Annotated in this window: 22 protein-coding genes; 15 read left to right on the forward strand and 7 right to left on the reverse strand. The window is 70.8% G+C overall.

What is annotated here, in order from left to right; genetic code table 11:
- Positions 1-51 precede the first annotated feature (51 nt).
- Both lpdA and MSA03_RS06185 read right to left on the reverse strand, forming a co-directional pair.
- A complete protein-coding gene (gene lpdA / locus MSA03_RS06180) occupies positions 52-1,422 on the reverse strand; it encodes a dihydrolipoyl dehydrogenase (RefSeq protein WP_147050033.1) in 1,371 nt (456 codons plus the stop codon).
- Positions 1,419-2,885 (reverse strand): leucyl aminopeptidase, encoded by a 1,467-nt coding sequence (locus tag MSA03_RS06185; protein WP_147050034.1) that lies wholly within the window; start codon positions 2,883-2,885, stop codon positions 1,419-1,421. Before MSA03_RS06185 ends, lpdA begins: the two co-directional genes overlap by 4 nt.
- An 82-nt stretch (positions 2,886-2,967) precedes the next feature.
- Between MSA03_RS06185 and MSA03_RS06190 the strand changes: the two genes are divergently transcribed.
- From MSA03_RS06190 to MSA03_RS06210, 5 genes are all read left to right on the forward strand, one after another.
- Positions 2,968-3,894, forward strand: a complete 927-nt coding sequence (locus MSA03_RS06190; protein WP_147050035.1) for a proteasome assembly chaperone family protein — start codon at positions 2,968-2,970, stop codon at positions 3,892-3,894.
- Positions 3,895-4,108: 214 nt separating this feature from the next.
- Positions 4,109-5,479, forward strand: coding sequence for an RNA polymerase sigma factor (locus MSA03_RS06195; protein ID WP_147050036.1), 1,371 nt, complete (start codon positions 4,109-4,111; stop codon positions 5,477-5,479).
- Positions 5,476-6,174 (forward strand): coenzyme F420-0:L-glutamate ligase, encoded by a 699-nt coding sequence (locus tag MSA03_RS06200; RefSeq protein ID WP_147050037.1) that lies wholly within the window; start codon positions 5,476-5,478, stop codon positions 6,172-6,174. The genes MSA03_RS06195 and MSA03_RS06200 overlap by 4 nt, the downstream gene beginning before the upstream one ends.
- Before the next feature lies 1 nt (position 6,175).
- Entirely contained in the window at positions 6,176-7,198 is a 1,023-nt protein-coding gene (locus MSA03_RS06205; RefSeq protein WP_147050038.1) for a sugar-transfer associated ATP-grasp domain-containing protein, read from the forward strand.
- A 27-nt stretch (positions 7,199-7,225) separates the two neighbouring features.
- On the forward strand, positions 7,226-8,239 hold the full coding sequence (locus MSA03_RS06210) for a sugar-transfer associated ATP-grasp domain-containing protein (protein ID WP_147050039.1): 1,014 nt from the start codon (positions 7,226-7,228) through the stop codon (positions 8,237-8,239).
- Positions 8,240-8,444: 205 nt separating this feature from the next.
- Here MSA03_RS06210 and MSA03_RS06215 read toward each other — a convergent pair whose 3' ends face one another.
- Positions 8,445-8,660, reverse strand: coding sequence for a DUF7455 domain-containing protein (locus tag MSA03_RS06215; protein ID WP_028495660.1), 216 nt, complete (start codon positions 8,658-8,660; stop codon positions 8,445-8,447).
- Positions 8,661-8,859: 199 nt separating this feature from the next.
- On the opposite strand from MSA03_RS06215, the gene MSA03_RS06220 reads away from it, so the two are divergent.
- Positions 8,860-10,932 carry a DNA gyrase/topoisomerase IV subunit B gene (locus tag MSA03_RS06220; protein WP_028495661.1) on the forward strand — a complete coding sequence of 691 codons (2,073 nt, stop codon included), beginning with the start codon at positions 8,860-8,862 and terminating at the stop codon, positions 10,930-10,932.
- Between the two features lie 9 nt (positions 10,933-10,941).
- Here the strand turns inward: MSA03_RS06220 and MSA03_RS06225 are convergent, their stop codons facing one another.
- The gene (locus MSA03_RS06225; protein ID WP_147050040.1) at positions 10,942-11,316 is read right to left on the reverse strand and encodes a nuclear transport factor 2 family protein; all 375 of its coding nucleotides are present in this window, start codon (positions 11,314-11,316) and stop codon (positions 10,942-10,944) included.
- A 78-nt stretch (positions 11,317-11,394) separates the two neighbouring features.
- A complete protein-coding gene (locus MSA03_RS06230; protein WP_028495663.1) occupies positions 11,395-13,851 on the reverse strand; it encodes a DNA gyrase/topoisomerase IV subunit A in 2,457 nt (818 codons plus the stop codon).
- A gap of 64 nt (positions 13,852-13,915) precedes the next feature.
- On the opposite strand from MSA03_RS06230, the gene MSA03_RS06235 reads away from it, so the two are divergent.
- A complete protein-coding gene (locus MSA03_RS06235; protein WP_147050041.1) occupies positions 13,916-15,046 on the forward strand; it encodes an alkaline phosphatase family protein in 1,131 nt (376 codons plus the stop codon).
- A gap of 7 nt (positions 15,047-15,053) precedes the next feature.
- Here the strand turns inward: MSA03_RS06235 and sepH are convergent, their stop codons facing one another.
- Positions 15,054-16,082, reverse strand: a complete 1,029-nt coding sequence (gene sepH, locus MSA03_RS06240; protein WP_147050042.1) for a septation protein SepH — start codon at positions 16,080-16,082, stop codon at positions 15,054-15,056.
- A 213-nt stretch (positions 16,083-16,295) separates the two neighbouring features.
- Between sepH and MSA03_RS06245 the strand changes: the two genes are divergently transcribed.
- On the forward strand, positions 16,296-16,589 hold the full coding sequence (locus MSA03_RS06245; protein WP_028495666.1) for a DUF4193 domain-containing protein: 294 nt from the start codon (positions 16,296-16,298) through the stop codon (positions 16,587-16,589).
- A gap of 11 nt (positions 16,590-16,600) precedes the next feature.
- On the opposite strand, the gene MSA03_RS06250 is transcribed toward MSA03_RS06245, so the two are convergent.
- The gene (locus tag MSA03_RS06250; RefSeq protein WP_307725234.1) at positions 16,601-17,074 is read right to left on the reverse strand and encodes a DUF3093 domain-containing protein; all 474 of its coding nucleotides are present in this window, start codon (positions 17,072-17,074) and stop codon (positions 16,601-16,603) included.
- Between the two features lie 18 nt (positions 17,075-17,092).
- Between MSA03_RS06250 and dut the strand changes: the two genes are divergently transcribed.
- From dut to MSA03_RS06280, 7 genes are all read left to right on the forward strand, one after another.
- On the forward strand, positions 17,093-17,542 hold the full coding sequence (gene dut, locus MSA03_RS06255; protein WP_170245463.1) for a dUTP diphosphatase: 450 nt from the start codon (positions 17,093-17,095) through the stop codon (positions 17,540-17,542).
- Positions 17,539-18,123, forward strand: coding sequence for a DUF3710 domain-containing protein (locus tag MSA03_RS06260; RefSeq protein WP_028495669.1), 585 nt, complete (start codon positions 17,539-17,541; stop codon positions 18,121-18,123). Before dut ends, MSA03_RS06260 begins: the two co-directional genes overlap by 4 nt.
- Positions 18,120-18,848 (forward strand): DUF3159 domain-containing protein, encoded by a 729-nt coding sequence (locus MSA03_RS06265; protein WP_028495670.1) that lies wholly within the window; start codon positions 18,120-18,122, stop codon positions 18,846-18,848. The genes MSA03_RS06260 and MSA03_RS06265 overlap by 4 nt, the downstream gene beginning before the upstream one ends.
- A gap of 133 nt (positions 18,849-18,981) precedes the next feature.
- Entirely contained in the window at positions 18,982-21,849 is a 2,868-nt protein-coding gene (locus MSA03_RS06270) for an aconitate hydratase (RefSeq protein WP_147050043.1), read from the forward strand.
- A gap of 108 nt (positions 21,850-21,957) precedes the next feature.
- Positions 21,958-23,913 carry a 1-deoxy-D-xylulose-5-phosphate synthase gene (dxs, locus tag MSA03_RS06275; RefSeq protein ID WP_147050044.1) on the forward strand — a complete coding sequence of 652 codons (1,956 nt, stop codon included), beginning with the start codon at positions 21,958-21,960 and terminating at the stop codon, positions 23,911-23,913.
- A gap of 34 nt (positions 23,914-23,947) precedes the next feature.
- Complete coding sequence (locus MSA03_RS14485) at positions 23,948-24,376, forward strand: MFS transporter (protein ID WP_218028803.1); 429 nt, start codon at positions 23,948-23,950, stop codon at positions 24,374-24,376.
- Complete coding sequence (locus MSA03_RS06280) at positions 24,304-24,969, forward strand: MFS transporter (RefSeq protein ID WP_218028804.1); 666 nt, start codon at positions 24,304-24,306, stop codon at positions 24,967-24,969. Before MSA03_RS14485 ends, MSA03_RS06280 begins: the two co-directional genes overlap by 73 nt.
- Positions 24,970-24,977 lie beyond the last annotated feature (8 nt).

Below are 24,977 nucleotides of genomic sequence, written 5' to 3' on the forward strand. Positions count from 1 at the left end.
CCTTCAGAAATGTCGATGTCGTCTCTAGCTTAGTGATGCCCGACCGGGTGGTCAGAGCGCGTGGAGGGGCTTGCCCGCCAGGGCGAGGAACGCCTCGCCGAGCGCTTCGCTCTGCGTGGGGTGCGCATGGATGAGCGGTGCGAGGTCCTCCGGGTGGGCTTCCCAGCCGACCGCGAGCTGTCCCTCGGTGATGAGCTCGCCGACACGATCGCCCACCATGTGCACGCCGAGGACGGGGCCCTCGACCTGCCGCACGACCTTGACGATGCCCGCCGTGCCGAGGATCTCGCTCTTGCCGTTTCCGGCCAGGTTGTACTCGTAGGCGACCACGGCGTCGCCGTGCAGTGCGCGCGCCTGCGCTTCCGTGAGGCCGACGGAGGCGACCTCGGGGCTGGAGTAGGTGACGCGGGGGATGGTGGACTCGGGAACCGGCACGGGGCTCAGGCCCGCGATCTGCTCGGCCGCGAAGATGCCCTGCTGGAAACCGCGATGCGCGAGCTGCAGTCCCGGGACGATGTCGCCCACGGCCCACACGTGCGGGACGTTCGTCTGCAGCCGCTCGTCGACCGTGACGAAGCCGCGGTCGATCGTGACGCCGGCCTCCTCGAAGCCGAGACCCGCCGACGCGGGCCCGCGGCCCACGGCGACGAGGAGATAGTCCGCATCGATCGCGGTGCCGTCCTCCAGCGTCACCGTCACGCCGGCATCCGTCTGCGTCACGCCGGAGAACCGCACGCCGAGCTTCGCGGTGATGCCGCGCTTGCGGAAGGCCCGCTCGAGCGCCTTGCTGAGGGCGATGTCCTCGTTGGGCACGAGGTGCTCGAGCGCCTCGACGACCGTGACCTCGACGCCGAACGAGCGCCAGACGCTCGCGAACTCGACGCCGATGACGCCGCCGCCGAGGATCACGACCCGCGCCGGGATCTCCTCGAGCGCCAGCGCCCCCTCGCTCGTGATCACGCGTCCGCCGATCTCGAGGCCGGGGAGCGTGCGGCTGTACGAGCCGGTGGCGAGGATGACGTCGGCGCCGCGGTAGACGTCGTCGCCCACCGCGACGGCGCGGTCGGCGGTCAGGCGGCCCTCGCCGGCGACGACGGTGATGCCGCGCGCCTTGACGAGCCCCTCGAGGCCCGTGAACTTCTTCGCGACGATCCCTTCGCGGTAGGCCGTCACGCGGGAGATGTCGATGCCCTCGAGCGTCGCGGTCACCCCGACGTTGCCGGCGTCGCGGACGTGATCGGCCACCTCCGCGGCGTGCAGGAGCGCTTTCGTCGGGATGCAGCCGCGGTGCAGGCAGGTGCCGCCCAGCTTGTCCTTCTCGACGAGGATGACGGATTTCCCGAGCTCGGCGGCGCGGAGGGCCGCGGCATAGCCGCCGCTGCCACCGCCGAGGATGACGACGTCGGCGGTGTGGTCGGTCATGCTGCCCCTTCCAGGAACGCGATGAGGGAACGGACCGTCGCGCCCGTCGGACCCTTGTCGGTGGCGCCGTAGCCGCCGCCCTTGTGCATGCCGGCGCCGGCGATGTCCAGGTGCACCCAGGGTATACGCGGCGCGTCGGGCTCGTCCGAGACCGGGCCGACGAAACGGCGCAGGAACAGCCCGGCGAAGAGCGAGCCGCCCGCGGGGTCGCCGATCTTCGCGTTCTGCAGGTCGGCGATGGGGGAGTCCAGCTCGTCCTCCATGTGCGCCGGGAGCGGCAGCTGCCAGGCGAGCTCGCCGGCGCGCTCGGAGGCTGCGAGGTACTCCGCGACCGCGTCGTCCTCGCCCATCACGCCGACCACGCGGTTGCCGAGCGCGACCGTGATGGCGCCGGTGAGCGTCGCGACGTCGACGATCACGTCGGGGTGCTCACGGCTGGCCGCCACGAGCCCGTCGGCGAGGACCAGCCGGCCCTCGGCGTCGGTGTTGAGGACTTCGACGGTCGTGCCGCCGACGGTCGTCAGCACGTCGCCCGGGCGGATGGCCCGGCCCGAGGGCATGTTGTCGGCGACGCACAGCCAGCCGGTGACGCGCACCGGCAGTGCGAGCGCGGCGGCGGCGCGGACGACGGCGAGGGCCGTCGCGGCGCCGCACATGTCGTACTTCATGCCGACCATGGAGGCGGCGGGCTTGAGCGACAGACCGCCGGTGTCGAACGTGATGCCCTTGCCGACGAGGGCCACGTGACGCGCGGCGCCCTCCGGCGCGTATTCCACGCGCACGAGGCGCGGCGGCCGGTCCGAGCCCTGCCCGACGCCGAGGATGCCGCCGAAGCCCTCCGCCGCGAGACGCTCCTCGTCGAAGACCTGCACGTCGATGGGGAGTCCCGCCGTCGCCTCGACGGCGCGCTCGGCGAAGTCGGCCGGGCCGAGCCACTCCGCGGGGATGTTCACGAGATCCTTCACGAGGGCGACGGCCTCGCCGGTCGCGGTGACCGCGGCCAGCTCGTCGTCGCCGACGGTGGCGGGGGAGTGCACCGTCACGGCGGACGCGCGCGACGCCCCGGCATCCTTCTTGTAGCCGGCGAAGCGATAGCCGCCGAGGACCGCGCCCTCCGCGGCGGCCCGCCACTGCGCCGGGGCGGCCGGGGCGGCAACCGCGAGCGTCGCGAAGCCGGTCGTGACCCGGACGGCGGCGCCGATCGCGTCGCGGATCGCCGCGGCATCCCCGGCGGCACCCGTGCCGACGACGATGAGGGGCTTGGCGGTGGCTTCCGGCGCGTAGACGCGGTGCGTCGCGCCGGCCGCGCCGGTGAAGCCGATGGCCGTCAGCGAGGCGGCCAGTCCCGGCCAGGCGGTCAGCGCCTGCTCCGCCGCGTCGAGCGGGGGGAGGGCGAGGACGAGCGCCTCCGCGTCGGATTCGTTCAGGGGGGCGGTGCTGTGCGAGAGCGCGGGAAACGGCATGCGTCCCATCCTAGGTTCGCGTGTTCGCTGTCAGCGGGACGGTCGCGCGACCGCCGCCCACGGCGGCTCGTACAGTTGTCTCATGCCTCCGTCCGGTCCTCTCTACGAGCGCGTCGTGTCCGCCCCGCCGGTTCCGCCGGGGCTCCCGCTCGTCATCACGCTGACGGGGTTCACGGATGCCGGGGGCGCCGTCGCGCGCGTCATCGACTACTTCCGCGACGAACTGGACCCCACCCCCGTCGTGGCGTTCTCGGCCGACGTGCTGCTGGACTACCGCGCCCGCCGACCCGTGATCACCTTCGACACCGATCACCTCACCGACTACCGCCCGGCGCGCCTGGAGCTCTCCCTCGCGCACGACCCCTCGGGCAGCCCCTTCCTGCTGCTCGCCGGCTACGAGCCCGACTTCGCGTGGGAGGCGTTCGCCGAGACCGTCGTGGGCCTGGCGGAGGGACTGCAGGTCGCGACCGTCACGTGGGTCCACGCCATCCCGATGCCGGTGCCGCACACCCGCCCGATCGGGACCACCGTCAGCGGAACCCGCACGGACCTCACGCACGCGCACTCCGTGTGGCAGCCGCGGACGCAGGTCCCCGCCTCCATCGGGCACCTGCTCGAGCACCGCTTCGCCCAGGCCGGCGCCGAGGTCGCGGGTTTCGTCCTGCTGGTCCCGCACTACCTCGGCGACACCGACTACCCGGCGGCCGCGATCGCGGCGCTGGACAGCCTCACGGTCGCGACCGGACTCGTCTTCTCCAGCGACGACCTCCGTGAGGAGAACCGCGTCTACCTCGAGAAGGTGGACGATCAGGTGGAGGGCAGCCCCGAGCTGACGACGATGCTGCACAACCTCGAAGAGCGCTACGACTCCTACATGGCAGGCTCCACCCTCGGGCAGCCGATCATCCACGCGGGCGACCTGCCCAGCGCCGACGAGATCGCCGCCGAGCTCGAACGGTTCCTGGCTACGCGGCCGCCCGGAGACGACGACAAGCGGATGCGCCACTGACGGAATGTCCCTGCCCGCGGGGGCGTTGGTCTCTATGACGCGGAACCGCCGCGCGGCGCACGGCCGCACCGGCATCCGACGCGACATGTGAGACAATGGACCATCTGACCCGTTGTCGACACCGGCGCGGCGCCTGACGGCGCAGCCCGGGGACTTGACAAGGGTCTTACTAGTGTCCGAAACCCCGGCGGTCTCCGTCGGTGAAAGGCAAGACGTGACGTCAGGCACGAAGAGCACCCGCACACCCGCCGAGGACACCACCGAGGCGACGACGCCGGCTGCGAAGGCGCCGGCCAAGAAGGCGCCGGCGAAGGCCGCCCCGAAGACCACCGCGGCGAAGACTCCCGCCGCGAAGACCCCCGCCGCGAAGAAGCCGGCTGCCGCCAAGGCCGCCCCGGCGAAGGCACGCACCTCCAAGGCGAAGGCCACGGAGGAGGACGAGGAGATCGAAGACGAGGTCGTCCTCGACGACGTCGAGGTCGACGACACCGACGACGCGGACGACGCCGCCCCGAAGAAGGACGCCGTCAAGGCGGCCGACGAGGACGAGGAAGAGGACGACGAGGAGACGGTGAAGCCCGCCTTCTCCGAGCCGCTGCCCACGGGCGCGATCGTCATCTCCTCCAGCGACGAGGACGACGTCCCGGTCTACTCCACGCAGATCACCGGCGCGACGGCCGACCCCGTCAAGGACTATCTGAAGCAGATCGGCAAGGTCCCCCTGCTGAACGCGGCCGAAGAGGTCGAGCTCGCGATGCGCATCGAGGCGGGCCTGTTCGCGGAGGAGAAGCTGTCGCACATGACGGCGGCCGAGAAGTCCAAGCAGCTGGGCCTGGACCTCCAGTGGGTCGCCCGCGACGGCCAGCGCGCGAAGAGCCACCTGCTCGGCGCCAACCTGCGCCTCGTGGTCTCCCTCGCCAAGCGCTACACCGGCCGCGGCATGCAGTTCCTGGATCTCATCCAGGAGGGCAACCTGGGCCTCATCCGCGCGGTCGAGAAGTTCGACTACACGAAGGGCTTCAAGTTCTCCACGTACGCCACGTGGTGGATCCGCCAGGCGATCACTCGCGCGATGGCCGACCAGGCCCGCACGATCCGCATCCCCGTCCACATGGTCGAGGTCATCAACAAGCTCGCCCGCGTGCAGCGTCAGATGCTCCAGGACCTGGGCCGCGAGCCCACCCCGGAGGAGCTGTCCCGCGAACTGGACATGACGCCCGAGAAGGTCGTCGAGGTCCAGAAGTACGGCCGCGAGCCCATCTCCCTGCACACGCCCCTCGGCGAGGACGGCGACAGCGAGTTCGGCGACCTCATCGAGGACACCGAAGCGGTCGTGCCGGCCGACGCCGTCGGCTTCACGATGCTGCAGCGCCAGCTCGAGTCGCTCCTGGACTCCCTCTCCGAGCGCGAGGCGGGCGTCATCCGCATGCGCTTCGGTCTCGGCGACGGTCAGCCCAAGACGCTCGACCAGATCGGCGACACGTTCGGCGTGACCCGCGAGCGGATCCGCCAGATCGAGTCCAAGACGATGGCGAAGCTGCGCCACCCGTCGCGTTCGCAGTCGCTGCGGGACTACCTCGAATGACCGCGGCGGCCAACGAGGGCAAGGCCCTCGAGGTCGCCGTGGACGGCGTCTCGTACGCGCGCATCCCGATCCGGACGCGCGTCGTGATGCCCGGCGACGACCTCGACGCCTTCGTGGCGGAGTACGCGACGCCGACGGTGCAGCCCGGCGACATCCTGTTCGTGACGGAGAAGATCGTCGCGATCACGCAGGGGCGATCGTTCCGCCTGGATGAGATCACCCCGCGCCCGCTCGCGCGCCTGCTCTCGAAGTACGTGGTGCGCACGCCCTACGGGATCGGCCTCGGCATGCCCGAGACGATGGAGATGGCGCTCCGGGAGTGCGGGACGCCCCGCATCCTGTTCGCCGCGGCCGTCAGCGCCGTCACGAAGCTGTTCGGTCGGCGCGGCGACTTCTACCGCATCGCGGGCGACAAGGCCCGCGCGATCGACGGGCCGACGAGCGGCACCATCCCCCCGTACAACCAGGCCGTCGTCCTCGGGCCGGACAAGCCCGATGAGGTCGCCGCGCGCCTGAAGTCCCTGCTGGGCTCGGCCCTGGAGGTCGCGGTCGTCGACATCAACGACATCGGCGGCAACATCCTCGGCTCGACGCTGGACAAGGCGGGGGAGCAGCGGCTCGTCCGCATCCTCGGCGACAACCCGCTCGGGCAGGGACACCAGTCCACGCCTCTGGGCGTCATCCGCAAGGCCTGACATGGGAGCGGTGAACCGTCTCTATCGACGTGCGCGCTTCTTCGTGCGCCGCATCGTCTCCTTCGACCGGGAGCGCGTGCTGCAGTTCGCGCGCCAGTCGGCGAAGCTGTCGAAGGCGCCGGTGTGGTGGGTCGCCCTCGACATGGCCTGGTGCGCCGTCCGCTACGAGACGACGTTCGAGAACTACTCGGAGTGGGACTTCCGCATCCTCCGGGGCCGTGAGCGTCGCACCTACATGACCGACCCGAAGTCGTTTCACCTCTCCCGCAAGCTCAACGACAACACGCAGCGCGCGATCTTCGACGACAAGCTGGAGTTCGCGGCCCGCTTCGGCGACGAGCTCGGCCGGGACTGGCTCGATGTGGCGAAGACCGACGTCGAGCAGCTCGCGCAGTTCGTCCGCCGCTTCGACCGCATCATCACGAAGAACCCGGGCGGCGTGGGCGGCAACGGCATCACGATGCGCGCCGCCGCCGACATCCACGACGTCGCGGCACTCCGTGCCGAGCTCATCGCCTCCGGCCAGACGCTCGTCGAAGAGGTGCTCGTGCAGCACCCGGAGATGGCCCGGCTTTACCCCGGGAGCGTCAACTCGCTGCGTATGGTGACCTACCTCGACCCGGACGGCGACGTGCATCTGCTGGCCGCGGTGCTGAAGGTCGGCAACGGCGGCGTCATCGACAACTTCAGCAACGGCGGCATGTACACGATGCTCGACGAGGCGGGGCGCGCGCTGCACGCCGCGAGCGACGAGGAGGGCCGGCCGTTCGAGACGCACCCCATCACGGGCGTCGAGATCACCGGCTATCAGGTGCCGCTGTATCCGGAGATCCTCGAGCTCGTCGACCGCCTGGCGCGTCGGGTGCCCGCGCTGCCGTACATCGGCTGGGACATCGCGATCACACCGGAGCGTCCCGTCGTCATCGAGGGCAACCACAACACCGGCGTCTTCCAGTCGAAGCCGTCGGTCTCCGGCATCCGTCAGGGCCTGCTGCCGCGCTACCGCGCTGCGATGCGGTTCTGACGTCCAACGACGGTTAGGGTCGAATCCATGGGTCAGGGTCGTGTGCGTCTCGGGTATCTCCTCAACCGGGCCCGCAACATCCGGCCGGGGAACCTCGTCGAGTTCGCCCGCCAGACGCAGAAGGTCTCCACGGCCCCGCTGCCCGTCATCATCGCGGACATGCTGTGGTGCTCGGTGAAGTACGACATGGGGTTCCGCGACTACGCCGTGTGGGACATCCGGCTCCTGAACGCGAAGGAGCGCGCCACCTGGATGACGCACCCCAAGTCGTTCCGGGTGACGCGGATGTACAACACGCCGGAGGGGCGCGCGAAGCTCGAGGACAAGCGGCGCTTCGCCCGCGAGTACGCCGATCTTCTGGGCCGGGAGTCCATCGACCTGCGCGATGTCGACGACACGGAGCTGGCGGCCTTCCTGGCCCGGCACCCCAAGGTCCTCGCGAAGCCGAACGACGGGCACGGCGGCGGCGGCATCGACCTGCATGAGACCGGGCCGGGCACCGACCCGGCCGCATTCCGCGCCGAGGTCACCGGCAAGGGGCAGACGATGATCGACGAGTTCATCGTCCAGCATCCCGACATGTCGGCGCTCTACCCGGACAGCGTCAACACCGTCCGGCTCATCACGTTCCTCGACAAGGCCGGCGTCGTGCACCTGCTGGCGGCGGTGCTGCGCATCGGAAACGGCGCGGTCATCGACAACTTCGCCTCCGGCGGCATGTTCACGATGCTCGACGAGTACGGCGTCGCCCTGTACCCGGGCGTCGACAAGAACAGCAACGTCTACCCCGAGCATCCCGTCACGCACACGCCGATCGTCGGCTTCCAGGTCCCGCTGTACGACCAGGTGGTGGAGCTCGCGTTCGCGCTCGCCCGCCGTACCCCGGAAGCGCCGTACGTCGGCTGGGACCTCGCGATCACCCCGAGCGGCCCCGTCGTCATCGAGGGCAACCACAACTCCAGCGTGTTCCAGCCGAAGCCGTCCGCCTCCGGCGTCCGCACGGGCCTCCTGCCCGTCTACCGCGCCGCGATCGGGTTCTGAGCGGCGCTCCGGCTCGCCGGCAGGCTGCCCGGCTCAGGCGATCGGCCGGGGTCAGGCCGGTGCCTGCAGAATCCGCCTGACGCCGGCTGATCGCCTGACTGCGGCGGCCGAGTGCCCGCCGGATGCGGGGGATGCCGCGGGCCGGGGAACGACGAAGCGCCGAGGGGCTGGGCCGCCTCGGCGCTTCGGTGATCGTGGGTGGGCGTCAGACCGCTTCGGTCAGACGGGCCGTCTCGTCGTGCCACGACGTGGCGATGGAGCGCAGCTTCTCCTCGTACTTGCGGCCGTGGTGCGCGCAGAACAGGAGTTCGCTGCCGTTGACCTCGGCGGCGATGTAGGCCTGTGCGCCGCAGGAGTCGCAGCGGTCGGCGGCGCTCAGGCGGTACTCGAGGACGGCGGGGGACTCTGTGGTGGTCGACATGCTCATTCTGGGTGCCTCCTCGTTGACGTCAAGATCCGGTCCGGTCATGAAATACAACCACGCGGATGTTTCGAGAATGCCGCGATCCGGTCACATTTCGCTGTGCGCGTACCGTGAGTCGCGCCGCGGGGCGGGAACCGGCCCGATGGCGCGTGTGTCTGCGGGGCCGGGGGACCGGCCCCGGATACGCTAGAGGATTGTGACAGCCGAGTATTCCGCCCATCACCTCCAGGTGCTCGAAGGGCTCGAGGCCGTCCGCAAGCGCCCCGGCATGTACATCGGATCGACGGATTCGCGTGGTCTCATGCATTGCGTCTGGGAGATCATCGACAACTCCGTCGACGAGGCCCTGGGTGGCCACGGCTCGCGCATCGACATCCTCCTGCATGCCGACGGGAGCGTCGAGGTCCGCGACCGCGCCCGCGGCATCCCCGTCGACGTCGAGCCGCGCACCGGTCTCAGCGGCGTCGAGGTCGTCTTCACGAAGCTGCACGCCGGCGGCAAGTTCGGCGGCGGCTCGTACGGCTCCTCCGGCGGGCTGCACGGCGTCGGCGCATCGGTCGTCAACGCCCTCTCCGAGCGTCTCGACGTCGAGGTCGACCGCGGCGGGAAGACGTGGGCCATGTCGTTCCACCGCGGCGAGCCGGGCCTGTTCGCCGGTGACGCGCCGGACTCGCCGTTCACCCCGTTCGAGAAGTCGTCCGACCTGCGCGTCGTCGGCAAGGTCGCCAAGGGCGTCACCGGCACCCGCATCCGGTATTGGGCCGACCGGCAGATCTTCACGAAGGATGCCAGCTTCCACCTCGATGAGCTCGTCCAGCGCGCACGGCAGACGGCGTTCCTCGTGCCGGGCCTGGAGATCGTCATCGCCGACGAGCGCGGCCCCGAGCGCGTGGAGACGAGTTACCGCTTCGACGGCGGCATCTCGGAGTTCGCCGACTTCCTCGCCCCCGACTCCGGCCTCACCGACACGTGGCGTCTGACGGGCTCGGGCACCTTCACCGAGACCGTGCCCGTGCTGCAGCCGACGGGGGCCATGGTCCCCACCGACGTCGAGCGCGAATGCCAGGTCGACATCGCCCTGCGCTGGGGGACCGGCTACGAGACGACGAGTCGCTCATTCGCGAACATCATCTCCACGCCGAAGGGCGGCACCCACCAGCAGGGCTTCGAGCAGGGTCTCATGAAGGTCGTGCGCGGGCAGATCGATCAGAACGCGCGCAAGCTCAAGGTCGGCGCGAACGAGAAGATCGAGAAGGACGACATCCTCGCCGGTCTCACCTGCGTCCTGACCGTGCGCCTGCCCGAACCGCAGTTCGAGGGGCAGACGAAGGAGATCCTCGGCACGCCCGCCGTCCGCAACATCGTCGCGAACGTCGTCCAGCGCGAGCTCACCGCACGTTTCACCTCGTCCAAGCGCGACGACAAGGCCCAGACCGCGCTGCTCCTGGACAAGGTCGTCGCGGAGATGAAGGCGCGCATCTCGGCGCGCACGCACAAGGAGACCCAGCGGCGGAAGAACGCACTGGAGTCCTCTTCGCTGCCGGCGAAGCTCGCCGACTGCCGTACGAACGACGTCGCCCAGTCCGAGCTGTTCATCGTCGAGGGTGACTCGGCGCTGGGCACCGCCAAGCACGCCCGCAACAGCGAGTACCAGGCGCTGCTGCCCATCCGGGGCAAGATCCTCAACGTGCAGAAGGCGTCGGTGAGCGACATGCTCTCCAACGCGGAGTGCGCGGCCATCATCCAGGTGATCGGCGCCGGGTCCGGCCGCTCCTTCGACCTGTCGGCGGCGCGGTACGGGAAGATCATCCTGATGAGCGACGCCGACGTCGACGGCGCCCACATCCGCACGCTGCTGCTGACCCTCTTCTTCCGGTACATGCGTCCGCTCATCGAGGAAGGGCACGTGTATGCCGCGGTTCCGCCGCTGCACCGGGTGATCGTGGTGAACCCCGGCTCCAAGCCCAACGACACGGTCTACACCTACTCCGAGCAGGAGCTGCACACGCTGCTGGCCAAGCTGCAGAAGTCGGGCAAGCGCTGGCAGGAGCCCGTGCAGCGTTACAAGGGCCTCGGCGAGATGGATGCCGATCAGCTGGCCACGACGACGATGGACCGCGCCGGGCGCACCCTCCGCCGCGTCCGCGTCCAGGATGCCGAGGCCGCGGCGCACGTGTTCGAGCTGCTGATGGGCAGCGACGTGGCCCCGCGCCGCGACTTCATCGTCTCCTCGAGCGACCGCCTGAACCGCGAGGCCATCGACGCCTGACGCGAGGACCTACTCCTGGACCTCCCAGACGGGACCTGGCTCCACGGCCCACTCCACGAACGAGCGCGCGCGCCCGTCTTCGGCGAACTCGATGACCCAGAGGTTCGCGTACACGCTGCCGCCGGCGTAATCGGTGCGCCCCTGGATGATGCCGGTGCCGGCGGTGAGCGCCAGGGGCGCACCCTCGAACGTCCAGGTTCCCGGCTCGTCCCGGTGCGCTCGCCAGCCCGCGACGATGGCGTCGGCTCCGACCCATGGCTCCGCGTCCCAGGGACTTCCGGCGTAGGTGGCGTCGTCGGTGAACAGGGCACGGATGTCGTCCGGCTCGTTCGACTGCCAGGCGACGAGGTAGCGGTCGAGCCAGTTCTGCAGAATGTCGTCCATCCCGCAGGTCTACCTTAGGGTGCCGACAGCGGTGCCGACAGCGGTGCCGACAGCGGCGTCGGACAGCGGCGTCGGCGATCAGCCGACGACGGTGCCGATCGCGCCGATGACCGCCTCGAGCGGCTGCCCCGAGGCGTCCCGCTTCGCGCCGGCTGCCGGCAGGGCGCGCACGGCGCCGTCCGTGCCGACGGCGCGTGGGTCGGAGCCGACCCAGGCGAGGGTCAGCGTGTCCTCGCCCTTCAGGAACCGCTGGGCGCGCACACCGCCGGTGGCGCGACCCTTGGCCGGGAACTCCGCCAGCGCGGTGACCTTGCCGCTGCCGGGGTCGGCGCCGGCGAGGGCCTGGTTGGACCCGGCGATCGTGACGACGACGGCATCCTCATCCCCGGGTGCGACGGTGCCGAAGAAGACGACGCTCTCGCCGTCCGCGACCCGGATGCCGGCCATTCCGCCGGCGGAGCGGCCCTGCGGGCGGACGGCGTCCGCCCCGAAGCGCAGCAGCTGCGCGTCCGTCGTCGCGAAGACGAGTTCGACGTCGTCCGGCGCCGGGGCCGCGCCGACGACGCGGTCACCGTCCTTCAGCGCGATGATCTCGACGTCGTGCTTCGTCCCGAGCTCGGTGGCCGCGACGCGCTTGACGACGCCCTGGGCCGTGCCGATCGCGATGACCGGCGCCTCGACGAGCGGCACGACCGCGACGACGTGCTCGCCGCCGGAGAGCCCGAGGTACTGGTCGGCCTTCGTACCGGCGGCCAGCTGCACCGAGTTGCCGGGGACGGACGGCAGGTCGACGGGGGAGAAGCGGATGAGGCGCCCGGCCGAGGTCACGGCACCCAGGTCGCCGCGGGTCGTCGCATCGACGCCGGAGCGGACAGCGTCGTGCTTCGAACGGCGCGCCGGCGGGACGATGCCGCCGCCGAGGGTGTCGACGGCGAGCTCGGCGCGCACCATCCGGCCCGTCGCGGAGAGGAACACACGGCACGGGGCGTCGGCGATCTGGAGGTCGGCCGGCGCGGCGGCCCGCGAGCGGGAGGCGACGGGTCCGCCGTTGAGGAGCAGGGTGCGCCGTGGCGTCCCGTAGGCGTCGGCGGCGGCATCCAGCTCCCGCGCGACCTGCGCGCGCAGCAGGGTGTCGCTGGCCAGCAGCTCCTCGAGGTGCGCGATCTCCGCCTTCAGCGCGTCGCGCTCGGTCTCCAGCTCGACACGGGAGAACTTCGTGAGACGGCGCAGCCGCAGCTCGAGGATGTACTCCGCCTGCGCCTCGGACAGGTCGAACACGTCGCGGAGACGCTGCCGCGCCTGCTCGGAGTCGTCGGAGGTCCTGATGACCTGGATGACCTCGTCGATGTCGAGGATCGCGATGAGGAGACCCTCGACGAGGTGCAGGCGCTCCTGCCGGCGGCCGAGGCGGTGACGGGAACGACGGGTGACGACCTGGATGCGGTGGTCGAGGTAGACGCGGAGGAGCTCCTTGAGTCCGAGCGTCTGCGGCTGCCCGTCGACGAGCGCGACGTTGTTGATGCCGAAGGAGTCCTCCAGCGGGGTCAGCCGGTACAGCTGCTCGAGCACGGCGGCCGGGTCGAAGCCCGTCTTGATGCCGATGACCAGGCGCAGTCCGTGGTTGCGGTCGGTGAGGTCGGTGACGTCGGCGATGCCGGTGAGCTTCTTCGCGCCGACGGCATCCTTGATCTTCTCGATGACCCGTTCGGGGCCCACCATGTACGGCAGCTCCGTCACGACGAGGCCGGTTCGGCGGGGCCCGACCGACTCGATCGACACCTTCGCGCGGGTGCGGAACGAGCCCCGCCCGCTCGCGTAGGCGTCCTTCACGCCGTCCAGGCCGACGATGACGCCGCCGCCGGGCAGGTCGGGGCCGGGCACGAACTCCATGAGCTCATCGAGCGTCGCGTCGGGGTGGTCGAGGAGGTGGACTGCGGCGGCGACGACCTCGATGAGGTTGTGCGGTGCCATGTTCGTCGCCATGCCGACCGCGATGCCGGTCGTGCCGTTGACGAGGAGGTTCGGGAACGCAGCCGCCAGCACCTCGGGCTGCTGGAACTGGCCGTCGTAGTTCGGGATGAAGTCGACGACGTCCTCGTCGAGGTTCTCCGCCAGCGCGAGGGCCGCGGGTGCGAGCCGCGCCTCGGTGTAGCGGGCGGCGGCGGGGCCGTCGTCGAGGGAGCCGAAGTTGCCGTGGCCGTCCACGAGCGGGACCCGCAGGGCGAAGTCCTGCGCGAGGCGAACGAGGGCGTCGTAGATGGCGGAGTCGCCGTGCGGGTGCAGCTTGCCCATGACCTCGCCGACGACTCGCGCGCTCTTGACGTGACCGCGGTCGGGGCGGAGGCCCATCTCCGCCATCTGGTACAGGATGCGGCGCTGCACGGGCTTGAGCCCGTCGCGCGCGTCGGGCAGTGCGCGGGAGTAGATGACGGAGTACGCGTACTCCAGGAACGACCCCTGCATCTCCGCGGAGACGTCGACGTCTTCGATGCGTCCCTCGTCGATGGGCGCGGGTTCGGTGCGCGAAGCTGCCATGGAACTGAGGGGTCCTCCGGTGACGGGAAAAGAGGCCCGTCCGCCGTGTGCGAGACTGGCCCCGATGTCTCTCAGCCTACCCGCGGACCCGCCGTCGGCCCGGAGCCTCACCGGTGTCGTGCCGCAGGTCCTGGCCTCGATGTCGGGCGGAGCGGACTGGTTCCCGTCGGCCCGGTCGGCGGTCATCCTCGTTGTGGACGGCCTCGGCCGCGGCAACCTCGCCGCGCGCGCCGGGCACGCGCGCTTCCTCGCGCAGCGCATGGCGAAGAAGGACTCCGCCCGCACGGTCTTCCCGTCGACGACCGCCGTCGCCCTGACGAGCCTCCTGACGGGGGTGGATGCCGGCGTGCACGGCATCGTCGGCTACCGCGCACGGGTGCCCGGCACCGACAGCGCACCGAACCAGCTGAAGGGATGGGAGACCGACGGGCTCGACCCGATGACATGGCAGCGCGCCGAGCCGCTCCTCGCCCGGGAGTCCGCGGCCGGCCGGCCCTGCTTCGTCGTGTCGCGGCCGTTGTACGCGGGCACCGGCTTCACACGCGCCATCCAGCGCGGCGCGACGTTCGTCGGCGCCGCGCACCTCACCGAGCGGGTCGCGCAGGCGGCGGCGCTCGCGGACCACGACGGGGCGCTGGTCTACCTGTACGCGCCGGAGCTCGACACGATCGGCCATGCGCAGGGGTGGGAGAGCGCGGCGTGGACCTCGAGCCTCGAGTCCGTCGACGCGGCCGCGCGCCTCCTCGAGGAGCGCCTCCCGCGCGACGTCGGCGCGCTGGTCACCGCCGACCACGGGATGGTCGATGTGCCGCGCCACCGCCAGATCCTCCTGGGCGACGGCGAGCCCCTCCTGGACGGCGTGCGCCTCGTGGCGGGGGAGCCGAGGATGCTGCACCTGTACGCCGAGGACGGCGAGGCGGCCGGCGTACTGGCCCGCTGGCGCGCGGCGGAGTCGCACCGCTCCTGGGTGATGGGACGGGACGAGGCGGTCTCCGCCGGGCTGTTCGGTCCGGAGGTCGACCCGGCCGTGGCGCCGCGGATCGGCGATGTGCTCGTCGCCGCACGGTCAGCGGTGGTGTACTACGACGACCGTCTCGCGGACAGGAAGCCGCAGAACATGATCGGCCAGCACGGGTCCCTGACCGATCAGGAGCGGATCGTCCCGCTCATCCGCCTCGGCGCGTTCGCGCGCTGAGACGGGCTCAGCCGTCTTCCGTGCGTGCCCCGAAGACGATCTCATCCCAGGACGGCATCGACGTGCGCCCCTTGCGCTTGCCGAGGTCGGCCGTGGTCGCCTCATCGGGCCGCGGCTGCTCGACGGACTCCGGCTCGGGGACGATGTCGTCGTATCCGGGCTCGAGCGCATCGAAGAGGGCGACCGGCGCGTGCGGATGGGCATCGGCGTGCTCGTCCGACGGCATGGGCTCGCGCTGACCACGGCGACGCCGCAGCGCCTCCAGCAGGTCGGCGGTCTCCGCCGAGGTCACACCCTGGTCGGGCGCCCGCTTGATGGCGGCCTCCTGCACGGCCGCCGTGGCGGGCGTGCGCAGCTCGGGCTGGTCGTCGGCGTCCGCCTCGACGATGCGCCGCGGTCCGAACGCCCCGCTGTCGAAGCGCGAGGCATCCTTCAGCGGCGAGAAGTCGAGAGCGCGCAGCCGGGGGATGAGGCCCTCCGGCAGGGACCCCTGCCGGGAGAGCTGCACGGCGTCGGAGTTCTGCGGCGCGAGCGTGGAGCGGCGCGGGTCGAACGACCAGCGGGCATCGTGATCGACCTCGTTCGCGACGAACTCGAGCTTCACGACCCACCCGGTCTGCTCGCGCCAGCTCGACCAGCGCTCACCCGACGCGCCCGCCTCGGCGAGCTTCGCACGCACGGCCGCGCCGAAGGTCGGCTGGGCATCGGGTTCGATGTCGCCGCCCATGAGGACGGGGACGGCGAGGGCCTGCCCCACGATGTGGTCGCGCTCCGCGAGCACGGGGCCTTCGTAGCGGGCGACGTCTTCGACCCGCACGCCGAGCAGCGCCGCCACCTCTTCGGCCGACAGGCCGGAGCGGATGTGGGACTGGATCTCACGGGGACTCGGGCGAGCCGCGCGCGGCTCCGCATCGCGTGGCGCGCGGCGCAGCTGCGCCCGCAGCGTCTCGTCGACGGGCAGCGTGAAACGCTCCCCGGACTCCGTGGCGAGGACGAGGATGCCCTCTTCGGTCCCGATGACTTTGAGCTGCTCCATGCGAAACACCCCTCCCGATCCTGCGTGTGCGGCCCATGCTGTCACAGCGCTCGCCCGTCGCCGGGAATATCGAGGGCGCGCCGTGAGTTTCAGGGGACGCATCGATGAGAGGGCGCCCCACCCGAGCCGCATTTGCGAAAAGCACCTCGGTCATGCAAACTATCGCCGCCCCATCGGGCCCACAGCACCTCCCGGAAGTAGAGACCTTCGAGCATGGCTACGGATTACGACGCCCCCCGCAAGACCGAAGACGACAGCGAGTCGATCGAGGCCCTGAAGGAGCGCGTCCCCGACAAGATGTCCGGCGCCGTCGACAACGAGGATGCCGACAACCCGTCCGGCTTCGAGCTGCCCGGTGCGGACCTTTCCGACCTCGAGCTCGACGTCGTCGTGCTGCCCCCGCAGGAGGACGAGTTCACCTGTGTCGAGTGCTTCCTCGTCAAGCACCGCACCCAGATCGACCACGAGACCGGCGCCGGCGCGATCTGCGTGGAGTGCGCGGCCTGATCTCCGCCGCGTCAGCGCACTGACTGTGCGCGACGGATCGCCGCGATCACCCGGTCGGGCGTGCGCGTCGAGAAGACCCATTCGGTGACGGGATCCTCCGCATCCCGGACCGGGACCCGCACCACGCCGTCGACCCCGCCGCGCAGCAGATGCCAGGCGTCACGGCTGAGCCCGGGCCCGCGCGCCTGACGGGCGTCCTCCCCGGTCGCGCCGACGGGGTCGCCGAGGTCCGCGACGTCGATGTGCGCGCGGCCGACGCGGAGCTCGCCCCCGTGGACGGCGACGACCGGCGCCATGAGGATCATCCCCGCCACGAGCGCGATCCCCGCGACGGCTCCGATGACCAGAGCGAGCGTCGCGTCGATCGGCACGAAGACGAGCGCGATCATGGGACCGCCCACCGCGGCGCCCACGAGCGCCCAGAGCGAGGGGCTCAGGCGCTCCCGATACCCGGCGGCTGCGGGCCGCGTGCCGGCTGCGGTCATGTGCATTAGCCTCATCTGGTGATCGAATCCGTGGACGTTCCCATTATCGCGTCGCAGGTTCCCGTCTACGCACACCCCGGCGACGCGGGGGCCGACCTGGTCTCCGCCGAATCGGTCCGTCTGGAGCCCGGCCGTCGCGCGCTCGTCGGCACGGGGGTACGCATCGCCCTCCCCGACGGGTACGTGGCCTTCGTCGTGCCGCGCAGCGGCCTGGCGGCCAAGCACGGGATCACGATCGTCAACGCGCCCGGCACCGTGGACGCCGGATACCGCGGCGAGATCAAGGTGTCCCTTCTGAACACCGACCTCGACAGCGCGTTCGACATCGCCCCCGGCGACCGCATCGCCCAGCTCATCGTGATGCCGGTCCCGCGCGCCACCTTCCTCCCGGTCACGACCCTCGAGGGCAGCGCCCGCGGCGACGGCGGGTTCGGGTCCACCGGCATCACGACAGGAGCCGCCTCATGAGCGACGACATCACCGACGGCGGCACCGCCGACCGCGCCAGCACCGGACCCTTCGACGAGTCCGAGGCCAATCCCGTCCGGCCGTACATCGACCTCGGCGGCATCAAGATCCTTCCGCGCGAGGGCTTGAACCTCCGCCTCGAGGTGGAGGAGCAGACCAAGCGCATCGTGGCGGTCGGACTCGACTACGCCGGCTCGACCCTGCAGGTGCAGCCGTTCGCGGCGCCCCGGTCGACGGGGCTGTGGGATGAGACACGTGACCAGATCCGCCAGCAGATCCGTCAGCAGGGCGGGCGCGTCGAGGAGCGCGAGGGGCCGCTGGGCCACGAGCTGCTCGCCGAGGTGCCGGTCGTCGCCGGAGCGGACGGCACGGCGGGCAAGCGCCTCGCGCGGTTCGTCGGCGTCGACGGTCCGCGCTGGTTCCTGCGCGGCGTGATCGGGGGCGCGGCCACGAGCGACGTCGAAGCGGCGGCGCAGGTCGAGGACCTCTTCCGCTCCATCGTCGTCGTCCGGGGCGGCACGCCGATGCCGCCGCGCGATCTCATCCCACTGAAGATGCCGGCCTCGCCGGGCACGGCATGAGCGAACCGCGGGACCCCGACCCGCAGCCCACGGCCGCGGAGATCTTCGGGCAGGCCCTCGGCGGCGCCGCCCGAAAGGCCGGGCTGGACCCCGCCAAGGAGGCCAGCACGGGACACGTCGTGTGGTCGGCGATGGGCGGATGGCGGGGCGTCGCGGAGTCCGTCATCCCGGGGCTCGTCTTTATCGTGGTCTACACGCTCACGATCGACCCCGACTCCGGCGACGGCGACCTGTGGCTCTCGCTGGGCCTGTCGGTCGGCATCGCCGCCGTCTTCACCATCGCCCGGCTGATCGCCCGCCAGCCGGTGAGTGCGGCGATCGGCGGACTCCTCGCGGCCGCCGTCGCGGCCGCCTTCGCGGTCTTCACCGGCGACGCCGCCAACAACTTCATCCCCGGCTTCATCACGAACGCGGTCTACGGCACCGCCCTGCTGATCTCGGCCCTCCTCGGGTGGTCCCTCATCGGCCTGGCCGCCGGATTCCTCATGGGGGAGGGCACAGCCTGGCGCGCGGACAAGCGCAAGCGGCGCGTCTTCTCCTGGCTCGCGATCGCCTGGGCGGCGCTGTTCTTCCTGCGCCTCGGCGTGCAGCTGCCGTTCTACCTCGCCGACGATGTGACGACGCTCGGCACCCTCAAACTCGTTATGGGCCTGCCGCTGTTCGCGCCGCTCGTGGCCGTCACCTGGCTCGCCGTCCGCGCACTCTACGGGCGCCGCGACGCATGATAGATTTATCTTGATATCAAGATAAATCTTCCCGGTCACGGTTAGGCCGTCCTCACTGGCACGGGGCGCCGAGGGCAGGGAAGATGAAGGGCGGGGCCCCAGTCCCGTGAATCGCCGACGAAGGAGACCAGACGTGTCGACAGTTGACAGCTTCGGAGCCAAGAGCACCCTGACAGTCGGCGACACCGACTACGAGATCTTCCGGATCGACACGGTCCCCGGCTACGACAAGCTCCCGTTCAGCCTCAAGGTGCTGCTGGAGAACCTCCTCCGCACCGAGGACGGCGCGAACGTCACGAAGGAGCAGATCGAGGCGCTCGGGTCGTGGGATGCGAACGCCGAGCCGAACACCGAGATCCAGTTCACGCCCGCGCGCGTCGTGATGCAGGACTTCACCGGCGTGCCCTGCATCGTCGATCTCGCCACGATGCGCGAAGCCGTCACGGCGCTCGGCGGCGACCCGAAGAAGATCAACCCGCTCTCGCCCGCCGAGATGGTCATCGACCACTCCGTCATCGCCGACCTCTTCGGCACCGAGAACGCCCTCGAGCGCAACGTCGAGATCGAGTACGAGCGCAACGGCGAGCGGTACCAGTTCCTCCGCTGGGGCCAGACCGCCTTCGACGACTTCAAGGTCGTCCCCCCGGGCACCGGCATCGTGCACCAGGTCAACATCGAGCACCTCGCCAAGGTCATCTACGACCGTGAGGTCGGCGGCGTGCTGCGCGCCTACCCGGACACGTGCGTCGGCACCGACTCGCACACCACGATGGTCAACGGCCTGGGCGTGCTCGGCTGGGGCGTCGGCGGCATCGAGGCCGAGGCCGCGATGCTCGGCCAGCCCGTGTCGATGCTCATCCCGCGCGTCGTCGGCTTCAAGCTGAGCGGCGAGATCCCGGCCGGCGTGACCGCGACCGACGTGGTCCTGACGATCACCGACATGCTGCGCAAGCACGGCGTGGTCGGCAAGTTCGTCGAGTTCTACGGCGCCGGCGTGGCCTCGGTGCCGCTGGCCAACCGCGCCACGATCGGCAACATGAGCCCGGAGTTCGGCTCCACCGCAGCGATCTTCCCGATCGACGACGTGACGCTGGAGTACCTGCGCCTCACCGGCCGCGACGAGCAGTCCGTCGCCCTCGTCGAGGCCTACGCCAAGGAGCAGTCGCTCTGGCACGACGCCGACATCGAGCCCGCCTTCAGCGAGTACATGGAGCTCGACCTCTCCACCGTCGTCCCCTCCATCGCCGGCCCGAAGCGCCCGCAGGACCGCATCCTCCTGTCGGAGGCGAAGTCGCAGTTCCAGAAGGACATCCTCAACTACGCGGAGGCCGCCGATGAGGACTCCGTCGAGCTCGAGGGCACCTTCCCGGCGTCCGACCCCGGCACCGCGCCCGGCGTCGAGCACGAGACGGTGTCGGCGAACGGCGTCTCGCACCAGCACGAGGACCAGCACGCCGAGTCGATGCTGCTGTTCAGCGGCTCGAGCCACCCGGCATCCAACCCCGTGAAGGTGACGCCCCCGGAGGGCTCGCCGTACCTGCTCGACAACGGCGCGGTGACCCTCGCCGCGATCACGTCGTGCACGAACACCTCCAACCCGTCGGTCATGATCGCGGCGGGCCTCCTGGCGCGCAAGGCGCGCGAGAAGGGTCTGAAGCAGAAGCCGTGGGTCAAGACCACGCTCGGCCCCGGCTCCAAGGTCGTCACCGACTACTACGAGAAGTCCGGTCTCGACAAGGACCTCGAGGGCCTCGGCTTCTACACCGTCGGCTACGGCTGCACGATCTGCATCGGCAACTCCGGCCCGCTGATCGACGAGGTGTCCCAGGCCGTCAACGACAACGATCTGGCCGTCACGGCCGTCCTCTCCGGCAACCGGAACTTCGAAGGCCGCATCAGCCCCGACGTGAAGATGAACTACCTCGCGTCGCCGCCGCTCGTCGTCGCCTACGCGCTGGCCGGGTCGATGAACTTCGACTTCGAGACCGACGCGCTGGGCAAGGACACCGAGGGCAACGACGTCTTCCTCAAGGACATCTGGCCCGGCACGGAAGAGGTCCAGGAGATCATCGACTCCTCCATCTCGCGCGAGCAGTTCATCAAGCAGTACGCGACCGTGTTCGACGGCGACGAGCGCTGGCAGACCCTGCCGACGCCGACGGGCCCCATCTTCGAGTGGGACCAGGACTCCACCTACGTCCGCAAGGCACCGTACTTCGACGGCATGTCGATGGAGCTCACCCCCGTCGCCGACATCACCGGCGCCCGCGTCATGGCGGCGCTCGGCGACTCCGTGACGACCGACCACATCAGCCCGGCCGGCAACATCAAGGCCGGCACGCCCGCCGCGCAGTACCTCATCGAGCACGGCGTCGCGCAGAAGGACTTCAACTCCTACGGCTCGCGTCGCGGCAACCACGAGGTCATGATCCGCGGCACGTTCGCGAACATCCGGCTCAAGAACGAGCTCGTCGCGGCGGTCAACGGCGGTCAGGTCGTGGAGGGCGGCTACACCCGCGACTTCACGCAGGCCGGCGGCCCGCAGTCGTTCATCTACGACGCCTGCCAGAACTACGCCGCGCAGGGCACCCCGCTCGTCGTGTTCGGCGGCAAGGAGTACGGCTCCGGCTCGTCCCGCGACTGGGCAGCCAAGGGCACGAGCCTCCTGGGCGTCAAGGCCGTCATCACGGAGAGCTTCGAGCGCATCCACCGCTCGAACCTCATCGGCATGGGCGTCGTGCCGCTGCAGTTCCCGGCCGGCGAGAGCTGGAAGTCGCTGGGCCTGGACGGCACCGAGATCGTCTCGATCACGGGTCTCGAGCAGCTCAACGAGGGCGTCACGCCGAAGACGGTCCGCGTCGTCGCCGAGCCGAGCGAGTTCTCGCCGGAGGGCAAGCAGACGATCGAGTTCGACGCGGTCGTGCGCATCGACACCCCCGGAGAGGCGGACTACTACCGCAACGGCGGCATCCTGCAGTACGTGCTGCGCAGCCTCGTCTGACACGCACCGCAACGGGCGCCCGGCATCGCGCCGGGCGCCCGTTGCCGTCTTCCGCATCCTCGCCGCGGGTAGACTCGACAGACGCTGTCGTCACCTGGAGGGACACGCATGTCACTGCTCTCATCGATCTCGGGACCGCGCGACCTCGATCGGCTGAGCATCTCCGAGCTGGACGCCCTCGCCGCCGAGGTCCGCGCCTTCCTCGTCGAGAACGTGGCGCGCAGCGGCGGACACCTCGGCCCCAATCTCGGCGTCGTCGAGCTCACGATCGCGATCCACCGGGTCTTCCGCTCGCCCGAAGACCCGATCATCTTCGACACCGGCCACCAGTCGTACGTGCACAAGCTGCTCACCGGCCGCCAGGACTTCTCCCAGCTGCGCTCCCGCGGGGGCCTCGCCGGCTACCCGCAGCGCTCGGAGAGCCCGCACGACGTCGTCGAGTCCTCGCACGCGTCGAGCTCCCTCAGCTGGGCGGACGGCGTGTCCCGGGCGCTGACGCGCACCGGCCATGTCGACCGTCACGTCGTGGCTGTGGTCGGCGACGGCGCGCTCACCGGCGGGATGACGTGGGAGGCGCTCAACAACATCAGCGACGACAACGACCGCAACCTCGTCATCGTCGTCAACGACAACGGCCGCTCCTACGCCCCGACCATCGGCGGCATGGCCCGCTACCTCAACCGCGTCCGCACGGGGGAGGCGTACCGCTCGCTGCACCGCGGGTCGGACACGCTCTTCCGGCGCCTCGGCCCCGCCGGGCGCGCCGTGTACCGCGGCGTCCGGGGCGGCACGCACGGCTTCCTCTCCCGCTTCGTGAACAACGCGGCGCTCTACTCGAACCTCGACATCAAGTACCTCGGTCCCGTCGACGGGCACGACCTGGCGTCGATGATCGAGACCCTCGAGCTCGCGAAGTCCTACGGCGCCCCGGTCATCGTGCACGCGATCACCGAGAAGGGGCGCGGCTACGCGCCGGCGCTGAGCGACGAGGCCGACCAGTTCCACGCCGTCGGGAAGATCGACCCCGTCACCGGCGTCGCCCTCGGCGGCGCCGCGCAGGTCGCGTGGACGGACGTCTTCGCCGAGGAGCTCGTCACGGCGGGGGAGGAGCGTGAGGACGTCATCGCGATGACGGCGGCGATGCTCCGCCCGACCGGTCTCCTCCCGTTCGCGCAGCGCTTCCCCGACCGTGTCTACGACGTCGGGATCGCCGAGCAGCACGCCGTCGCGTCGGCGGCGGGCCTCGCCTACGGCGGACTGCATCCCGTCGTCGCCATCTACGCCACGTTCATGAACCGCGCGTTCGATCAGGTCGTGATGGATGTCGCGCTGCATCGCGCCGGCGTCACCTTCGTCCTCGATCGCGCCGGCGTGACGGGTCCGGACGGGCCCAGCCACCATGGCGTCTGGGACCTCGCGATGCTGCAGCTCGTCCCGAACATCCGGATCGCCGCGCCCCGTGACGCCGCGCGCCTGCGCGAGGAGTTCCACGAGGCGCTGGCGGTCGGCGACGCCCCGACCGTCGTGCGCTTCCCGAAGGGCGCCGTGAGCGACGATCTGCCGGCGGTCGAACGACTCTCCGACGGCGTCGACGTGCTCGTGCGCAGCGACGCGGAGGACGTGCTGCTCGTCGGGATCGGCCCCATGGCGCACCTCGCGGTCGACGTCGCCGGTCGCCTCCGCGCACAGGGGATCGGCGCGACCGTCGTCGACCCGCGCTGGGTCGTGCCCGTGCAGCCGTCCCTCGTCGACCTCGCCGCCCGTCACCGCCTCGTCATCACGATCGAGGACGGCATCCGCGTCGGCGGCGTGGGAACCCGCATCCGTCAGGTGCTCCGCGAAGCAGGCGTCGACACGGCGGTGGACGAGCTCGGCCTGCCGGACGAGTTCATCGACCACGCGAGCCGCGAGCAGATCCTCGCCGATGCCGGCCTCACCCCGGCGAAGATCGCGCAGGATGTCGTCGCGCAGGTGCTCGGCACCCGCATCCCCGTCGCGCGCCCGTCGACCGAGACCGGGGCGATCTGGCTGGCCGACGTCGAAGCCCGCCACCAGGACTCCTGACCCCTCGGTGCGCTCGGCGTTCCCCCAGGAGCGCGTGACCGCCCCCACGCCCGTCGTGCGCGCCGCCACCCGTCTGCTCTCCTTCGCGGCCCTCAGCATCCTGACCGCGCTGACGGCCATCGCTCCGCTGTCGATCGACATGTACCTGCCGGGGTTCCCGGCCATGGTGACCGAGCTCGGCGCGACGAGCAGCGCCATCCAGCTGACGATGACGACCTTCCTCCTCGGGATGGCGATCGGGCAGCTCGTGATCGGTCCGCTGTCGGACGCCATGGGCCGTCGCCTCCCGCTCATCGCCGGCAGCGTCCTGTGCCTGGCCGCGACGGTCGTCTGCGCCGTCGCGCCGGCGGCTGGCGCGCCGTCTTCTGGGTCCTCGCGGCACTACTCGCCGTGCTCCTCGTGGGCGTCCTCATCTGGGGCCGTGAGACCCTCCCGCGCGAGCGCCGCACCCGCGGTGGGCTGAAGGCCGTCTTCGCCTCCGCCGGCGAGGTCCTCCGCAACCGCGCGTACGTGGGCTACGTGCTCGTCTTCGGCTTCTCTTTCGCCGCCCTGTTCGCCTACATCTCGGCCTCCCCGTTCGTCATCCAGACGATGCTCGGCTTCGACGCCGGCACGTACTCGCTGCTGTTCGCCCTGAACGCCGTCGCCATCACGGCGACGAGCGCCGCAGCCGCCGCGTTGGCCGGCAAGGTCGAGCTCCGGCGCATGATCGGCATCGGCCTCACGGTCGCCGTGGTCGCCGCCTTCGTCCTGCTCCTCCTCGCGCTCTCCGGCGTACCGACCCTGCCGACCCTCATCGCCTTCGGGGTGCTGCAGGCTTCGATGGGCTTCATCTTCGGCAACGCCACGACGCTCGCCGTCGGCCAGGCCGCGGAGCACGCGGGCACCGCTTCGGCGTTCCTCGGATTCCTGCAGTTCATCCTGGCCGCCGCCACCGCCCCCGTCGTCGGGCTCGCGGGCGAGGCGAGCGCCGTGCCGATGGGCATCGCGATGGTCGTCGCGATGATCGTGGCCGTCTGGGCGTTCGGGTTCGCGAAGCGTCCCCGCACCCGCTGACGGCTGCG

This window comes from Microbacterium saccharophilum (assembly GCF_007992455.1).
GTDB lineage: Bacteria > Actinomycetota > Actinomycetes > Actinomycetales > Microbacteriaceae > Microbacterium > Microbacterium saccharophilum.

Coding starts and splice junctions, on each gene's coding strand:
- lpdA (WP_147050033.1), bottom strand. CDS start 1,422: ATGACCGACCACACCGCCGACGTCGTCATCCTCGGCGGTGGCAGCGGC.
- MSA03_RS06185 (WP_147050034.1), bottom strand. CDS start 2,885: ATGCCGTTTCCCGCGCTCTCGCACAGCACCGCCCCCCTGAACGAATCC.
- MSA03_RS06190 (WP_147050035.1), top strand. CDS start 2,968: ATGCCTCCGTCCGGTCCTCTCTACGAGCGCGTCGTGTCCGCCCCGCCG.
- MSA03_RS06200 (WP_147050037.1), top strand. CDS start 5,476: ATGACCGCGGCGGCCAACGAGGGCAAGGCCCTCGAGGTCGCCGTGGAC.
- MSA03_RS06205 (WP_147050038.1), top strand. CDS start 6,176: ATGGGAGCGGTGAACCGTCTCTATCGACGTGCGCGCTTCTTCGTGCGC.
- MSA03_RS06210 (WP_147050039.1), top strand. CDS start 7,226: ATGGGTCAGGGTCGTGTGCGTCTCGGGTATCTCCTCAACCGGGCCCGC.
- MSA03_RS06215 (WP_028495660.1), bottom strand. CDS start 8,660: ATGTCGACCACCACAGAGTCCCCCGCCGTCCTCGAGTACCGCCTGAGC.
- MSA03_RS06225 (WP_147050040.1), bottom strand. CDS start 11,316: ATGGACGACATTCTGCAGAACTGGCTCGACCGCTACCTCGTCGCCTGG.
- MSA03_RS06230 (WP_028495663.1), bottom strand. CDS start 13,851: ATGGCAGCTTCGCGCACCGAACCCGCGCCCATCGACGAGGGACGCATC.
- MSA03_RS06235 (WP_147050041.1), top strand. CDS start 13,916: ATGTCTCTCAGCCTACCCGCGGACCCGCCGTCGGCCCGGAGCCTCACC.
- sepH (WP_147050042.1), bottom strand. CDS start 16,082: ATGGAGCAGCTCAAAGTCATCGGGACCGAAGAGGGCATCCTCGTCCTC.
- MSA03_RS06245 (WP_028495666.1), top strand. CDS start 16,296: ATGGCTACGGATTACGACGCCCCCCGCAAGACCGAAGACGACAGCGAG.
- MSA03_RS06250 (WP_307725234.1), bottom strand. CDS start 17,074: ATGACCGCAGCCGGCACGCGGCCCGCAGCCGCCGGGTATCGGGAGCGC.
- MSA03_RS06260 (WP_028495669.1), top strand. CDS start 17,539: ATGAGCGACGACATCACCGACGGCGGCACCGCCGACCGCGCCAGCACC.
- MSA03_RS06265 (WP_028495670.1), top strand. CDS start 18,120: ATGAGCGAACCGCGGGACCCCGACCCGCAGCCCACGGCCGCGGAGATC.
- dxs (WP_147050044.1), top strand. CDS start 21,958: ATGTCACTGCTCTCATCGATCTCGGGACCGCGCGACCTCGATCGGCTG.